17 protein-coding genes are annotated in these 13,634 nt (G+C 60.3%); 8 read left to right on the top strand and 9 right to left on the bottom strand.

Features of this window, described 5'->3' with window-relative positions:
• The first annotated feature begins 89 nt into the window (after positions 1-89).
• The 4 genes from ftsY to rpoH all read left to right on the top strand — a co-directional run bounded on the left by ftsY (position 90) and on the right by rpoH (position 4,258).
• On the top strand, positions 90-1,604 hold the full coding sequence (ftsY, locus tag HNR03_RS12125) for a signal recognition particle-docking protein FtsY (protein ID WP_259153760.1): 1,515 nt from the start codon (positions 90-92) through the stop codon (positions 1,602-1,604).
• Positions 1,601-2,272 (top strand): cell division ATP-binding protein FtsE, encoded by a 672-nt coding sequence (gene ftsE / locus HNR03_RS12120; RefSeq protein WP_010466809.1) that lies wholly within the window; start codon positions 1,601-1,603, stop codon positions 2,270-2,272. Before ftsY ends, ftsE begins: the two co-directional genes overlap by 4 nt.
• Positions 2,269-3,291: a permease-like cell division protein FtsX gene (gene ftsX, locus HNR03_RS12115; RefSeq protein ID WP_259153754.1), complete on the top strand. Its 1,023-nt coding sequence runs from the start codon at positions 2,269-2,271 to the stop codon at positions 3,289-3,291. Before ftsE ends, ftsX begins: the two co-directional genes overlap by 4 nt.
• Positions 3,292-3,403: 112 nt before the next feature.
• Positions 3,404-4,258: an RNA polymerase sigma factor RpoH gene (gene rpoH / locus HNR03_RS12110; protein WP_007897890.1), complete on the top strand. Its 855-nt coding sequence runs from the start codon at positions 3,404-3,406 to the stop codon at positions 4,256-4,258.
• 192 nt (positions 4,259-4,450) lie between these two features.
• Here rpoH and mtgA read toward each other — a convergent pair whose 3' ends face one another.
• Positions 4,451-5,173 (bottom strand): monofunctional biosynthetic peptidoglycan transglycosylase, encoded by a 723-nt coding sequence (gene mtgA / locus HNR03_RS12105; protein ID WP_259153749.1) that lies wholly within the window; start codon positions 5,171-5,173, stop codon positions 4,451-4,453.
• A gap of 74 nt (positions 5,174-5,247) precedes the next feature.
• On the opposite strand from mtgA, the gene HNR03_RS12100 reads away from it, so the two are divergent.
• The 4 genes from HNR03_RS12100 (at position 5,248) to trmB (ending at position 7,490) form a co-directional block, all read left to right on the top strand.
• Positions 5,248-5,628 carry a DUF423 domain-containing protein gene (locus HNR03_RS12100; RefSeq protein WP_259153744.1) on the top strand — a complete coding sequence of 127 codons (381 nt, stop codon included), beginning with the start codon at positions 5,248-5,250 and terminating at the stop codon, positions 5,626-5,628.
• A 71-nt stretch (positions 5,629-5,699) separates the two neighbouring features.
• Positions 5,700-5,900 carry a sulfur carrier protein ThiS gene (thiS, locus tag HNR03_RS12095; RefSeq protein ID WP_222588850.1) on the top strand — a complete coding sequence of 67 codons (201 nt, stop codon included), beginning with the start codon at positions 5,700-5,702 and terminating at the stop codon, positions 5,898-5,900.
• Between the two features lie 60 nt (positions 5,901-5,960).
• Positions 5,961-6,755: a thiazole synthase gene (locus HNR03_RS12090; RefSeq protein ID WP_222588849.1), complete on the top strand. Its 795-nt coding sequence runs from the start codon at positions 5,961-5,963 to the stop codon at positions 6,753-6,755.
• Between the two features lie 9 nt (positions 6,756-6,764).
• On the top strand, positions 6,765-7,490 hold the full coding sequence (trmB, locus tag HNR03_RS12085; RefSeq protein ID WP_208671036.1) for a tRNA (guanosine(46)-N7)-methyltransferase TrmB: 726 nt from the start codon (positions 6,765-6,767) through the stop codon (positions 7,488-7,490).
• A gap of 142 nt (positions 7,491-7,632) precedes the next feature.
• On the opposite strand, the gene HNR03_RS12080 is transcribed toward trmB, so the two are convergent.
• The 8 genes from HNR03_RS12080 to proC form a co-directional block, all read right to left on the bottom strand.
• Positions 7,633-7,956: a DUF3392 domain-containing protein gene (locus HNR03_RS12080; RefSeq protein ID WP_222588847.1), complete on the bottom strand. Its 324-nt coding sequence runs from the start codon at positions 7,954-7,956 to the stop codon at positions 7,633-7,635.
• 22 nt (positions 7,957-7,978) lie between these two features.
• Positions 7,979-9,184: a radical SAM family heme chaperone HemW gene (gene hemW, locus HNR03_RS12075; protein ID WP_259153741.1), complete on the bottom strand. Its 1,206-nt coding sequence runs from the start codon at positions 9,182-9,184 to the stop codon at positions 7,979-7,981.
• Entirely contained in the window at positions 9,181-9,777 is a 597-nt protein-coding gene (rdgB, locus tag HNR03_RS12070) for an RdgB/HAM1 family non-canonical purine NTP pyrophosphatase (RefSeq protein WP_090178590.1), read from the bottom strand. The genes hemW and rdgB overlap by 4 nt, the downstream gene beginning before the upstream one ends.
• Positions 9,774-10,208, bottom strand: a complete 435-nt coding sequence (locus HNR03_RS12065) for a DUF4426 domain-containing protein (protein WP_222588846.1) — start codon at positions 10,206-10,208, stop codon at positions 9,774-9,776. The genes rdgB and HNR03_RS12065 overlap by 4 nt, the downstream gene beginning before the upstream one ends.
• Before the next feature lie 26 nt (positions 10,209-10,234).
• Positions 10,235-10,855: a methionine biosynthesis protein MetW gene (metW, locus tag HNR03_RS12060; RefSeq protein ID WP_046029734.1), complete on the bottom strand. Its 621-nt coding sequence runs from the start codon at positions 10,853-10,855 to the stop codon at positions 10,235-10,237.
• Between the two features lie 7 nt (positions 10,856-10,862).
• The gene (locus HNR03_RS12055; RefSeq protein WP_222588845.1) at positions 10,863-12,002 is read right to left on the bottom strand and encodes a homoserine O-acetyltransferase; all 1,140 of its coding nucleotides are present in this window, start codon (positions 12,000-12,002) and stop codon (positions 10,863-10,865) included.
• A 193-nt stretch (positions 12,003-12,195) separates the two neighbouring features.
• A complete protein-coding gene (locus HNR03_RS12050; RefSeq protein ID WP_208671040.1) occupies positions 12,196-12,783 on the bottom strand; it encodes a YggT family protein in 588 nt (195 codons plus the stop codon).
• A gap of 24 nt (positions 12,784-12,807) precedes the next feature.
• A complete protein-coding gene (proC, locus tag HNR03_RS12045) occupies positions 12,808-13,626 on the bottom strand; it encodes a pyrroline-5-carboxylate reductase (RefSeq protein WP_259153740.1) in 819 nt (272 codons plus the stop codon).
• Positions 13,627-13,634: the final 8 nt, after the last annotated feature.

The following is a 13,634-nucleotide window of genomic DNA, read 5'->3' as shown; positions in this document are numbered from 1 at the left end:
AGCTGGGTCAATCGCAGTCTGTTCTGCATCGAATATTTATTTGCCGGGGCGCCCTTTGGCGCGTCGCTACCGTGAGATAGCCGTCCTCCATGTTTGGTTCCAACGACGACAAGAAGACCCCAGCTGCGGCTGGCGAGAAGAAAAGCCTGTTCGGATGGCTGCGCAAAAAGCCGCAGGAACCCGTCGTCGAACAGCCACAACCACTTCCTGAGCCAACTCCAGCGCCGGTTCCGGTTATAGAAGAAGAGCTCGCACCGATAGTTCTGCCGATCGCCGAGCCCGTGTTGCAGCCGGTGACCGAGGCCGAGCCTGATCGGGTCGCCGAAGTCGTGACCCAGGCACCGCTGGCGCCCATCGCCGAGCCATGGCTGACATTGCCCGTGGCCGAAGAGCCGGTGGCGTTGGTTGCAGACGAGTTGGCGCCACACGTTACCCCGCCGATTCCGGCGCCGACTGCTTTTGCGCCCGAGCCTGTTCAGGTTCCGGTGGTTGAGCCGGTTGTAACGCCGGTCGTGGTGGCTGAGCCTGCGCCGGTTGTGCCGCCGCCTGCTCCGCAGCCTGTTGCGCCTGTATTTGTTGCTCCGGCTCCGGCTCCGGCTCCGGCTCCTGCACCTGTGGTCGTTCCCGCAGTCGCTGCGCCTGTCGCCCCGGTTGAAACACCGGCCGAAACCAAAGCCGGTTTCTTCGCCCGCCTCAAGCAAGGTCTGTCCAAGACCAGCGCCACCATTGGCGAAGGCATGGCCGCGCTGTTCCTGGGCAAGAAGATCATCGATGACGAGCTGCTCGAAGACATCGAAACCCGCTTGCTGACCGCCGACGTTGGCGTCGAAGCGACCTCGGTGATCATCCAGCGCCTGACTCAGAAAGTCGCACGTAAAGAACTGGCCGATGCCGATGCGCTGTACAAGTCCCTGCAAGCTGAGCTCGCGGCGATGCTCAAGCCTGTCGAGCAACCGCTGAAAATCACCTCGCAAAACAAGCCATTCGTGATTCTGGTGGTTGGCGTCAACGGTGCCGGCAAGACCACCACCATCGGCAAGCTGGCGAAGAAGCTGCAGCTCGAAGGCAAGAAAGTCATGCTGGCGGCCGGCGATACCTTCCGCGCTGCAGCGGTCGAGCAATTGCAGGTCTGGGGCGAGCGCAACAAGATCCCGGTCATCGCCCAGCACACCGGCGCGGACTCGGCTTCGGTTATCTTCGACGCCGTGCAAGCCGCCAAGGCCCGAGGCATTGATGTGCTGATCGCCGACACCGCCGGTCGCCTGCACACCAAAGACAATTTGATGGAAGAGTTGAAGAAGGTTCGCCGGGTCATCAGCAAACTCGACGCCGATGCGCCGCACGAAGTGCTACTGGTGCTCGACGCCGGGACCGGGCAGAACGCGATCAGCCAGGCCAAGCAATTCAACCAGACCGTCGAACTGACCGGCCTGGCGCTGACCAAGCTCGATGGCACGGCCAAGGGTGGGGTGATTTTCGCCCTGGCCAAGCAGTTTGGCCTGCCGATTCGCTATATCGGCGTCGGTGAAGGCATCGATGATTTGCGAACTTTTGAAGCAGAACCCTTTGTCCAGGCACTGTTTGCCGAGCGGGAGCGTTCATGATTCGTTTCGAACAGGTCGGTAAACGCTACCCGAACGGTCACGTCGGCTTGCATGAGCTGAGCTTTCGAGTCCGACGGGGCGAATTCTTGTTTGTGACCGGCCACTCCGGTGCCGGTAAAAGCACGTTGTTGCGCCTGCTGCTGGCGATGGAACGTCCGACCACCGGCAAATTGCTGCTGGCCGGCCAGGACCTGGCCACCATCAGCAATGCGCAGATTCCATACCTGCGCCGACAGATCGGCGTGGTGTTCCAGAACCACCAATTGCTGTTCGATCGCACGGTGTTCAATAACGTCGCGTTGCCATTGCAGATCCTTGGCTTGTCGAAGGCCGAAATCGTCAAGCGCGTGGATTCGGCGCTTGAGCGCGTGGCGCTGTCGGACAAAACCGATCTGTACCCCGGCGACCTGTCGACTGGCCAGCAGCAGCGCGTCGGCATTGCCCGCGCCATTGTTCACCGTCCGGCCTTGCTGCTGGCGGACGAACCGACCGGTAACCTCGACCCGCGTCTGGCGGCCGAGATCATGGGCGTGTTCGAAGACATCAACCGCTTGGGCACCAGCGTGCTGATCGCCAGTCACGACCTGGCACTTATCGCCCGTATGCGTCATCGCATGTTGACCCTGCAGCGCGGGCGATTGATCGGCGACGGGGAGGCTGGCGTATGAGTGCGACACGCAGCCCCAAGGTTTCCGAACGAGTGGCCCCGAAGGCCGCCGATCCGCAGCCGCAGAAGAAAAAGCGCGACGATGACGACGGCCCGGACTTCGCCACGCTGTTTCGTGCCTGGGTCGAAAGCCATCGCGCCAGTCTTATGGACAGCCTGCGCCGTCTGGGCAAGCAGCCGATTGGCAGCTTTTTCACCTGCATGGTGATGGCGGTTGCCCTGAGCTTGCCGATGGGCCTGTCACTTTTGCTAAGCAACGTCGAGCGCCTGGGCGGATCCTGGCAGCGTGCGGCGCAGATTTCGTTGTACCTGAAAATCGAGGCCAGCCCTGCCGAGGGCGAGTCGTTGCGAGAGCAGATCAAAGGCATGCCCGGTGTGGCGGACGCTGAATATGTCGGTCGCGATCAGGCGCTGGAAGAATTCCAGCAACAGTCCGGTCTTGGCGAGGCGCTCAAGGAGCTGCCGGAAAACCCGTTGCCCGGCGTGGTTCTGGTGACCCCTAAAGAGGTCGACAAGCCGGCCCTTGAAGCATTACGACAAAAACTTTCCGAGCTGCCGAAGGTACAACAGGCGCAACTTGATCTAGTCTGGGTCGAGCGTCTGGCGGCAATTCTCAAGCTGGGTGACCGTTTTGTCTTCGGTCTGACCGTGCTTCTGGTTTCTGCATTACTTTTGGTGATAGGCAATACCATTCGTCTTCATATTGAAAACCGCCGCACAGAGATAGAAGTGATTAAACTCGTGGGCGGCACTGACAGCTATGTGCGCAGGCCCTTTCTGTATATGGGTGCGTTGTATGGCTTCGGTGCGGGGATACTTTCCTGGGGCGTATTGGCGTTTGGGCTGAACTGGCTCAACGAGGCGGTAGTCGGGCTGGCCGGTTTGTATGGCAGTAATTTTGCGCTGGCCGGCGTGCCGGTTGCCGACGGTCTGTCTCTCTTGCTTGGCGCGGTGCTGTTGGGGTATATCGGTGCATGGATTGCAGTCGCACGCCACCTGAGGGAGCTTGCGCCTAAGTAGTATCATTTTGCTCGTATTGACCTTTCAGCGTTTATGGGAACTTGTCTTTCGGTTTCCGGTCAATTTTCGCAGTGCTGAACTGCACGAGTTTGTAAGTCGGAGGTTTTTTCGTATGACCAATTCTTTGCAACCTGCATATGCTCTGGTCCCGGGTGCGAACCTGGAGGCCTACGTGCACACCGTCAACAGCATTCCATTGCTGACGCCGGAGCAGGAGCGTGAACTGGCCGAGAGTCTCTATTATGAGCAGGATTTGGGGGCGGCTCGGCAGATGGTGCTCGCCCACCTGCGTTTTGTTGTACATATCGCCCGTAGCTATTCCGGCTACGGCCTGGCTCAGGCTGACCTGATCCAGGAAGGCAACGTCGGCCTGATGAAGGCCGTGAAGCGTTTCAACCCGGAAATGGGTGTGCGCCTGGTGTCGTTCGCTGTGCACTGGATCAAGGCGGAAATTCACGAGTTCATCCTGCGCAACTGGCGCATTGTGAAAGTCGCGACCACCAAGGCCCAGCGCAAGCTGTTCTTCAACCTGCGCAGCCAGAAGAAGCGTCTGGCGTGGCTGAACAACGAGGAAGTCCACCGCGTGGCGGAAAGCCTCGGTGTGGAGCCTCGGGAAGTGCGCGAGATGGAAAGTCGCCTGACCGGCCATGACATGGCCTTCGATCCGGCTGCGGAAGCAGACGATGACAGCGCTTTCCAGTCGCCGGCCAACTATCTGGAAGACCACCGGTACGACCCGGCCCGTCAACTGGAAGATGCCGACTGGAGTGACAACTCCAATCACAACCTGCACGAAGCGCTCGAAGTGCTGGACGACCGCAGCCGTGACATCCTCTACCAGCGCTGGTTGGCTGAAGAGAAAGCCACGCTGCATGACCTGGCGCAGAAGTACAACGTGTCGGCCGAGCGTATTCGTCAGCTTGAGAAAAGCGCGATGAACAAGCTCAAGTTGTCGATCGCGGCCTGACCTGCGAACCGGCAATAAAAAACGCCCCGATCATTGATCGGGGCGTTTTTGTTTCAGCCCGTTTTTCCTGCACCACCACAAAACCAATGTGGGAGCGGGCTTGCTCGCGAATGCGGTGTGTCATTCAGCAATAATGATGCCTAACGCACCGCATTCGCGAGCAAGCCCGCTCCCACAAGGGGATTTTCGGTGTTATTGATCCCAAGGCGCCCGCCGCGAATTGTTGAGCTCCAGCAGATAGCTTTCGCCACCCAACTGACTCATCTGCTGCCGAATCCATCCGGCCCGACGTGCAACATAGTTGGTCGGATGGCTGGCGCTCCACACTCGCGGGTTTGGCAGTACGGCGGCCAGCAAGCTTGATTGTTGACGGCTGAGACCTTTAGCGCTGACACCAAAGTGATGCCGGGCCGCTGCTTCGGCGCCGAACACTCCGTCGTCCCACTCGACGCTGTTCAGATACACCTCAAGAATTCGCTGCTTGGGCCAGAACACTTCGATCAGCCCGGTAAACCAGGCTTCCAGGCCTTTACGCAGCCAGCTGCGTCCGGACCACAGAAACAGGTTCTTCGACACTTGCTGGCTCAAGGTGCTGGCGCCACGAATCGATCCGCCGAGTTCGTTGTGGGCCAGCGCCGCCTGGATCGCGCCGAAGTCAAAACCCCAATGCTCCGGGAATTTCTGATCCTCGCCGGCAATCACCGCGACTTTCAGGTCATCGGAGATCTCATCCCAAGGCTGCCAGGTCCGTTGCAGATCGATGGGTTCGCCGTCGAACCAGGATTCGACCTTGCGCTCGACCATCAGCGCCGTTCCCGGCGGTGGCACCACGCGAAAAATCAGGACCAGCACTATGCTGCCGCCCGCGAACCACAGCAGGGCTTTGATGAATCGTTGCAAAAATAAACGCAGCATAGAGATGGCTTGGCCGAACCCGTTGAGCGGGCCATTATACAGACCCTGTTGATCGAGTCTGACTGGAGTTCTTCATGCTGCGTGGCTTTTTGATGCTGGCCGCTTTCTTTGGCTTCACCGGCGTTGCCCTTGGCGCGTTCGCCGCCCACGGCCTGAAAAACCGTCTGACCCCTGAATACCTGGCGATTTTCCATACAGGCGTCACCTACCAACTGGTGCACACCTTGGCATTGCTGGGCGTCGCGCTGCTGGCCACGCAGATGCCGGGGCGCCTGATCACTTGGGCTGGTGCGTCCTTTGCCATCGGCATCCTGTTGTTCTCCGGCAGCTTGTATCTGCTGACGATCACTGGCGTGAGCAAGCTTGGCATCATCACGCCTTTTGGCGGCCTGGCATTCCTGATTGGCTGGTTTTGCCTGGGCTTTGCCGCCTGGCGCTTGCAGCTTACCGCTTGACGCTTGTTGCTGACCTTTAGGTCATGATCGGGCTAGAATGCCACCCCCTAAAAATGATGGCGGCATTCGGTATGCGCATTCAGTTGAACGGCGAATCCCTTGAACTGCCCGACGGTGAAACCGTTGCGGCCCTGCTGACCCGTCTGGAACTGACCGGACGCCGGGTGGCGGTCGAACTCAATCTGGATATCGTCCCGCGCAGCCAGCATGCCGACACCGTTCTCAACGACGGCGACAACGTCGAAGTCGTGCACGCCATCGGCGGCGGCTAGTAGCCCGGCCCGCAAGGGCACAGAATTCTGCAAGAACCTCACCCCTACAGAGGATTTCCCATGAGCATCGTTCGTAGCGACAAGCCTTTCGTCCTGGCGGGTCGTACTTACCAGTCGCGTTTGCTGGTGGGTACCGGCAAATACCGCGACATGGAAGAAACCCGCCTGGCCATCGAGGCCTCGGGTGCCGAGATCGTCACATTCGCCGTGCGCCGCACCAACCTTGGCCAGAACGCGGGCGAACCGAATCTGCTTGAAGTCCTGTCGCCGGATCGCTACACCTTCCTGCCGAACACCGCAGGTTGCTTCGACGCTATCGAAGCCGTGCGCACCTGCCGCCTGGCCCGCGAACTGCTCGGCGGCCACAACCTGGTGAAGCTGGAAGTGCTGGCCGACCAGAAAACCCTGTTCCCCAACGTGATCGAAACCCTCAAGGCCGCCGAAGTGCTGGTCAAGGAAGGTTTCGACGTGATGGTTTACACCAGCGATGACCCGATCATTGCCCGTCAACTGGCGGAAATCGGCGTTATCGCAGTGATGCCGCTGGCCGGTCTGATCGGTACAGGCCTGGGGATCTGCAACCCGTACAACCTGCAGATCATCCTTGAAGAAGCCAAGATTCCCGTGCTGGTTGACGCCGGAGTCGGTACCGCTTCCGACGCGACCATCGCCATGGAACTGGGTTGCGAAGCGGTGCTGATGAACTCGGCCATCGCCCACGCCCAGCAGCCAATCATGATGGCCGAAGCCATGAAACACGCCATCGTCGCGGGCCGCCTGGCCTACCTCGCGGGCCGCATGCCGAAAAAACTCTATGCCAGCGCCTCTTCGCCGCTGGATGGTCTGATCAAGTAAGAGCTATTGATGACTGAATCAAACGACACGCCAATCCAGACGGAAGAAGGCGACGAGCGCCAACACCGCCGCATCAAGAGTTTCGTGATGCGCGCCGGGCGCATGACCGAAGGCCAGCAAAAAGGCCTGGAGCAGGGCACGCCGCTGTTTGTCCTGCCATTGGCCGACGCGCCGGTGGACTTCGACCAGGTGTTCGGCCGTTCGGCGCCACGTTCCCTGGAAATTGGTTTCGGCATGGGCCATTCGTTGCTTGAAATGGCCGCAGCCTCGCCGGAACAGGATTTCATTGGCGTGGAAGTTCACCGTCCGGGTGTTGGCGCGCTGCTCAATGGCGTGCTCACCCAAGGCCTGACCAACCTGCGAGTCTACGATTGCGACGCGATCGAAGTGCTCAACCGTTGCATCGCCGACAACAGCCTCGATCGCCTGATGCTGTTTTTCCCGGATCCGTGGCACAAGAGCCGTCACCACAAGCGTCGTATCGTTCAGGCGTCGTTCGCTGAACTGGTGCGCAGCAAGTTGAAAGTGGGCGGCATTCTGCACATGGCCACCGACTGGGAACCGTACGCCGAGTACATGCTGGAAGTGATGAACGTTGCACCGGGTTATCGCAACCTGGCCGAAGACGGCAAGTGCGTCCCGCGCCCAACCGAACGCCCGATCACCAAGTTCGAACGCCGCGGCGAACGTCTTGGGCATGGCGTGTGGGATCTGAAGTTCGAAAAGCAGTCTTAAGCGATACGCAATGATCGTTCCCACGTCGAGGCGTCGAACCGTCCGCGTGGGAATGCCTCAATGGACGCTCTGCGTCCGCTGTTGGGACGCGGAGCGTCCCGGGCTGCATTCCCACGCAGAGCGTGGGAACGATCGTCTGCCCTCAGCGGCGGTCAGCGACCACGCCGATGAGCACCAGTACGACCAACAACACTGGCGCCAGGCTGTAGTTGTTGAACTGGCTCAGGCCTCTGATGATCCATGGCGTGGCGTAGATCAGCGCCAAGCCGCTGCCGACCATGCACACCAGAGCCATCAGCGGGACGCGCAAGGCGCCGGCGATGCTGCCCAGGCGTTGGTCGACCCAGCCTTTGATGTCGGCGCCGAACAGCACTAGCAGGCAGCCCACCAGCGCCAGGGCGATTTCCGACAGGTTGCTACGGCTCCAGCGGGATGCGGTGGCGAGCAGGTCGAGTATCAAATCCATTCGTTTTCCCTTAAGGCTGAAATCAGCTCAGAAATGTCTGCAGCAAGTCATTGAGAAAGAGTTGTCCGCGCATCGTGGCCGCCAGACGTGACGGTTCGACCTGCAACAAGCCACTTTGTTCGGCTTCGCGGCGGCCTTCGGCGAGGCTGTCCAGGCTCAGCCCGGTGCGCTGCGGATACAACTGCGACTCGACGCCCTCGGTCAGGCGCAAGGCGTTCATCAGGAACTCGAACGGCAGTTCGTCATTGGTCAGCGCTTTCTCGCCAGCCTTGAAGCTTTTGGCCGGGTTGAGGTAATCCTTCGGCAGTCGCGTCTTCCAGGTGCGCACAATGCGTCCGTCCGGATGGCTGAGTTTGCCGTGGGCGCCGGCGCCGATGCCGATGAAGTCGCCGAAGCTCCAGTAATTGAGGTTGTGCCGCGCCGCACGACCGGGCAGGGCATAGGCGGAGACTTCGTATTGCGCGTAACCGTGTTCAGCGAGCAGAGCCTGGCCGGCTTCCTGAATGTCCCACAGTGTGTCGTCTTCCGGCAGCGTCGGCGGCTGGTTCCAGAACACCGTGTTCGGCTCCAGCGTCAGCTGATACCAGGATAGGTGCGTCGGCTTCAGGGCGATGGCCTGGCGCAGGTCGCTCAGGGCGTCCTCCAGCGACTGATCGGGCAAGCCGTGCATCAAGTCCAGGTTGAAGTTATCGAACCCGGCCTGGCGCGCCATGCCGGCGGCACGCACCGCTTCGTCGCCGTTGTGAATGCGGCCCAGGGCCTTGAGTTTTTCTTCCTGGAAACTCTGGATCCCGATCGACAGGCGATTGATGCCCAGCGCGCGGTAGGCGAGGAACTTCTCTTGCTCGAACGTTCCCGGATTGGCTTCCAGAGTGATTTCGATGTCGCTGGCAAACGGAATGCGCTGCTCGACGCCCTTGAGTAAACGCCCCAAGGCATCGGCGCTGAACAGGCTCGGCGTGCCGCCACCAAAGAAAATCGAGCTCAGTTCGCGACCGTAAACGGCATGAAGGTCCTGATCGAGGTCGGCCAGCAACGCGTCGACATACTCTTCTTCCGGCAGCACGGGGCTCGCGGTGTGGGAGTTGAAGTCGCAATAAGGGCATTTGCGCACACACCACGGGATGTGGATGTACAACGCCAGGGGCGGCAGCACGGGGAGCGCGGCCCGAGGCGATTGGGCGCCACCGCCGAAGATCAGCGGCGACGCAGAGGAATCGTGGGTCATTTCAAGCCCAGACGCTGGCGCAGCAGATCCATTGCACGGGCGCGGTGGCTGATGAGGTTCTTGTCGCTCGGGCTCAACTCGGCGCTGGAGCAATCGCGCTCAGGCACCCAGAACAGCGGATCGTAACCAAAGCCGTGTTCGCCACTGGCTTGGGTCAGGATGCGCCCGTGCCACAAGCCTTCGCAGAGGATCGGCAGTGGGTCATCGGCGTGGCGCACCAGCGCCAGCACACAGACGAACTGCGCGCCGCGCTCGGCTTGCGGGACGTCTTTCAACGCGTCGAGCAATTTGGCGTTGTTCGCCGCATCGCCTTTGCCATCGGCATAACGAGCGGAATAGATGCCCGGCGCACCACCAAGGAAATCCACCGCCAGCCCCGAATCGTCGGCCAATGCCGGCAACCCGGAAATGCGCGCGGCGTTGCGGGCCTTGAGGATGGCGTTCTCGACAAACGACAGGCCGGTTTCTTCAGGCTCGACGCTGCTGAACTCGCCGATCGAGCGCAGTTGCACCGATTCGCCGAGCATGGCCTGGAGTTCCTTGAGTTTGCCGGCGTTGTGGCTGGCCAATACGAGTTGCGTGAAGTTGATCATTCGCCGGGGAAAAGCTCTTGGTTGAAATTGATGGTGTTGATTTTATCGCCGTTCTGCACCTTGATCTCGAAGGTGCGGATTTCCTGCTGATCCACCGGGTATTGGGCGATGTAGTAAATCGCGCCCTGTTCGGTGATCTGTTTGAAGTTCAATGGCACGCTCTGGCTGGTCAGGTCTTTCACCGAACCACTCACCTGCGCCATCTGCGGCTTGCCGTCCTTGATCACCGACACGTTGATCACGCCCTGGTTCTTGCTGCGGATCAGCTCGGCGGCCTTGGCGATGTCCGGGGTCAGATAAGTCGAGTTGAAAGTGTTGTAGTGCACTGTCACATCGCCAAATGTTTCCTGGCGTTCGCTTTTGATGACGTCGGCGGCCATGGCGGTGACGCTCAGGCAGGCAGTGAGTAAAAACAGCGCTAGACGACCCATGTTCGTTCTCCTTGGAATGTCGTGGTTCAGACAGCGACCTTGTGATCCTGCAGCCCGGGGCTGCTGACACGGTAAATACCGATCTCACCTAACAGATTAGGCCATAGCTTACTGGCCCACCCGTGGCGGTGCTGTTGATCCACGGCAAGCCGATCAATGACCTTGGCTTCACGTTCGCGGCATAACGCTTCAAAGTCTTCGAAGGTGCAAAAGTGGATGTTCGGCGTGTTGTACCAGGTGTATGGCAGGAACTCGGACACCGGCATCCGGCCCTTGCTCGCCAGGTACCAGCGGCAGCGCCAGTGACCGAAGTTGGGGAAGGTGATGATGCACTGGCGACCGACGCGCAGCATTTCGTCGAGGATCTTGTCCGGGTAATGCACGGCTTGCAGCGCCTGGGTCATGACCACGATGTCAAAGCTGTTGCTGGCGAAGTTGCCCAGGCCCTTGTCCAGGTCCTGCTCGATCACGTTGATGCCCTTGGCCACGCACTCGGCAATGTTGTCCGGGTCGTTTTCCAGGCCATAGCCGGTGACTTGCTTGTGGTCACGCAACCAGGTCAGCAACTCGCCGTCACCGCAACCGAGGTCGAGCACGCGGCTGCCGGCGGGGATCCATTCCTGGATGATTTCCAGATCGGCTCTCATGTCTTCCTCAAAGCGAAATTCGGTTCATGTAATTGCTGAAGGCCTGCAAGTAGCGCGGGATCGGAATCAGGAAGGCGTCGTGGCCTTGCGGAGCGTCGATCTCGAGGTAGCAGACGTCTTTCTTGGCCGCCATCAGCGCGTCCACCAGTTCCCGCGAGCGGGCAGGGGAGAAGCGCCAGTCGGTGGTGAAGGACATCACGCAGAACTTGGCCTGGGCATTGGCGAAGGTTTTCGCCAGGTCATCGTCGAAATTTGCCGCCGGGTCGAAATAGTCCAGGGCCTTGGTCATCAACAAGTACGTGTTGGCGTCGAAACGCCCGGAGAACTCTTCGCCCTGATAGCGCAGGTAGCTTTCGACCTGGAACTCGACGCTGTGGAAGTCGTAGTTGAGCTTCTCGCTTTTGAGCCCACGGCCGAATTTCTCGCCCATCGAGTCATCCGACAAATACGTGATGTGGCCAACCATCCGCGCAAGCATCAAGCCGCGCTTGGGGATCACGCCCGCTTCCTGGAACGAACCGCCGTGAAAGTCGGGGTCGGTGAGGATTGCCTGGCGTGCGACTTCGTTGAAGGCGATGTTCTGCGCCGACAACTTGGGTGCCGAGGCAATGGCCAGGCAATGGCGAATGCGATCGGGGTAAGTGATGCTCCATTGCATCGCCTGCATACCACCGAGACTGCCGCCAATCACCGCGGCCCATTGTCGGATGCCGATGCGATCGGCCAGGCGCGCCTGGCTGTGCACCCAGTCTTCCACGGTCAGCACCGGGAAATCGGCGCCGAAGGGCTTGCCGGTTTCTGGATTGATGCTGCTCGGGCCAGTGGAACCGTTGCAACCGCCGAGGTTGTTCAGGCTGACCACGAAGAATTTGTTGGTGTCGATCGGCTTGCCGGGGCCGATGCAGCTGTCCCACCAGCCGGGTTTGCGGTCGTCGGGGCTGTGGAAGCCTGCGGCGTGATGGTGACCCGACAAGGCGTGGCAAATCAGCACGGCGTTGCTCGCCGAGGCGTTCAGCGTGCCGTAGGTCTCGTAAATCAGGTCGTAGGCTGGAAGCGAACGGCCACAGGCCAAGGCCAGGGGCTCGCTGAAGTGCGCCACTTGCGGCGTCACCAGACCAACAGAATCGGCGGGAAAGGCAGTTGGCATCGACCCTGCTCTCGTTGAAATGAGGCGTAAGTCTAAAGACCGCTGCCCCGAGCAGCAAGCAAAGGGCGGGCCTGATTTCATTCAGTCAGATCGTGGTGTTGCAATCGCGAGCAGGCTCACTCCCACATGGACTGAATCAATCCTGTGGGAGCGAGCCTGCTCGCGATGAACGATGACGCGGTGGGCCTGCCGATCAGATCAGGCCGAGCAGCCCCTGTGGCATGAAGGCAAAGTAGGCCAGGCGTGGGATCAGCCAGCTTTGCAGCAACTGGATCGCGATGAACGCAAAGATCGGCGAAATATCGAGGCCGCCCAGGTTCGGAATGATCCGACGGAACGGGGCAAGCACCGGTTCAGTAATCTGCGCGACCAACTCGGCACCGGGATTGTGGCTGCCTGGGGCGACCCAGGACAGGATCACGCTGATGATCATGGCGTAGAAAATAATGTTCAGGAACAGCGAGAACAGCGCGATCAGTGCCCAAGGTATCAGCAGCACCCAGTCGACCAGGAAGCCCTTGAGGAACAGGATGACCGCGATCAACAGCATTTGAATGATCAGCGCCAGCACCAGCGACGACATGTCCAGCCCGAACATGCTCGGGATAACCCGGCGCAGAGGCTTTAGCAGCGGTTGAGTGGCCTTGACGATGAACTGGCAGAGCGGGTTGTAGAAGTTCGCCCGAACCAGTTGCAGGATGAAGCGCATCAGCACGATCAGCAGGTACAGGCTGCCTAAGGTTTTAATGATGAAAACGGCAGCGTCATTGAGTCCGAGCATCTTTGATTCCTTTATAAGAGCTGATTAGCGGCCGAGTTGCTCAGCCATCTCGGCCGAACGATGTGCGGCGGCGCCGAGTGCTTTTTCAACCAACGCTTCGAAGCCGTCGGCCTGGAATGACTTGATTGCAGCTTCCGTGGTGCCCGCTGGCGACGTCACGCGACGGCGCAGTTCGGCTGCATCGACATCGCTGGCGACGGCCATGTGAGCGGCGCCCAGCGCGGTTTGCAGGGTCAGTTGGGCGGCGATGTCCGCTGGCAGGCCGAGTTTCACGCCGGCAGCGGTCATGGCTTCGATCAGCAGGAAGAAGTACGCAGGGCCCGAGCCGGACACTGCGGTGACTGCGTCCAGTTGCTGCTCTTCGTCAAGCCACAGGGCAACGCCCACGGCCGACAGCAGCTCTTGAGCCTGCTGGCGTTGTTGCGCGTTGACTTGGGCGGTGGCAAACAAACCGCTCACGCCTTGGCGCAGCAGCGCCGGGGTGTTGGGCATGCAGCGTACGATCGGCTGGGCGCCGAGCCAGGTGTTCATGCTGGCGCAGGTGATGCCCGCGGCAATCGAGACCACCAGTTGATTCGGCTTGAGGTGTGGACGAATCGCTTCGCACACTGCCTTCATTGCCTGCGGTTTGACCGCCAGCACGACCACGTCCGCGCCGTGAATGGCATCGGCGTTGTCGGCGAATACTTCGATGCCGTGTTCGGCGTTCACTTTGGCGCGGGTTTCGGCACCCGGATCGCTGGCGCGGATCTGCGCGGCGTCCAGACCCTTGGCGCGCAGGCCGCCGATCAGGCTGGCGGCCATGTTGCCGGCACCGATAAAGGCAATACGTGTCTTGCTCATGTCAGGTC

The sequence above is a fragment of the Pseudomonas sp. JAI111 genome, from assembly GCF_024809425.1.
Classification (GTDB): Bacteria; Pseudomonadota; Gammaproteobacteria; order Pseudomonadales; family Pseudomonadaceae; genus Aquipseudomonas.
Note: the sequence above shows the minus strand (reverse complement) of the source record. Positions and strands in the feature narration are given on the sequence as shown.

Coding starts and splice junctions, on each gene's coding strand:
- hemW (WP_259153741.1), bottom strand. CDS start 9,184: ATGACCCACGATTCCTCTGCGTCGCCGCTGATCTTCGGCGGTGGCGCC.
- HNR03_RS12065 (WP_222588846.1), bottom strand. CDS start 10,208: ATGGGTCGTCTAGCGCTGTTTTTACTCACTGCCTGCCTGAGCGTCACC.
- rdgB (WP_090178590.1), bottom strand. CDS start 9,777: ATGATCAACTTCACGCAACTCGTATTGGCCAGCCACAACGCCGGCAAA.
- rpoH (WP_007897890.1), top strand. CDS start 3,404: ATGACCAATTCTTTGCAACCTGCATATGCTCTGGTCCCGGGTGCGAAC.
- HNR03_RS12080 (WP_222588847.1), bottom strand. CDS start 7,956: ATGGATTTGATACTCGACCTGCTCGCCACCGCATCCCGCTGGAGCCGT.
- HNR03_RS12055 (WP_222588845.1), bottom strand. CDS start 12,002: ATGCCAACTGCCTTTCCCGCCGATTCTGTTGGTCTGGTGACGCCGCAA.
- HNR03_RS12090 (WP_222588849.1), top strand. CDS start 5,961: ATGAGCATCGTTCGTAGCGACAAGCCTTTCGTCCTGGCGGGTCGTACT.
- trmB (WP_208671036.1), top strand. CDS start 6,765: ATGACTGAATCAAACGACACGCCAATCCAGACGGAAGAAGGCGACGAG.
- HNR03_RS12100 (WP_259153744.1), top strand. CDS start 5,248: ATGCTGCGTGGCTTTTTGATGCTGGCCGCTTTCTTTGGCTTCACCGGC.
- metW (WP_046029734.1), bottom strand. CDS start 10,855: ATGAGAGCCGATCTGGAAATCATCCAGGAATGGATCCCCGCCGGCAGC.
- mtgA (WP_259153749.1), bottom strand. CDS start 5,173: ATGCTGCGTTTATTTTTGCAACGATTCATCAAAGCCCTGCTGTGGTTC.
- proC (WP_259153740.1), bottom strand. CDS start 13,626: ATGAGCAAGACACGTATTGCCTTTATCGGTGCCGGCAACATGGCCGCC.
- ftsX (WP_259153754.1), top strand. CDS start 2,269: ATGAGTGCGACACGCAGCCCCAAGGTTTCCGAACGAGTGGCCCCGAAG.
- HNR03_RS12050 (WP_208671040.1), bottom strand. CDS start 12,783: ATGCTCGGACTCAATGACGCTGCCGTTTTCATCATTAAAACCTTAGGC.
- ftsY (WP_259153760.1), top strand. CDS start 90: ATGTTTGGTTCCAACGACGACAAGAAGACCCCAGCTGCGGCTGGCGAG.
- thiS (WP_222588850.1), top strand. CDS start 5,700: ATGCGCATTCAGTTGAACGGCGAATCCCTTGAACTGCCCGACGGTGAA.
- ftsE (WP_010466809.1), top strand. CDS start 1,601: ATGATTCGTTTCGAACAGGTCGGTAAACGCTACCCGAACGGTCACGTC.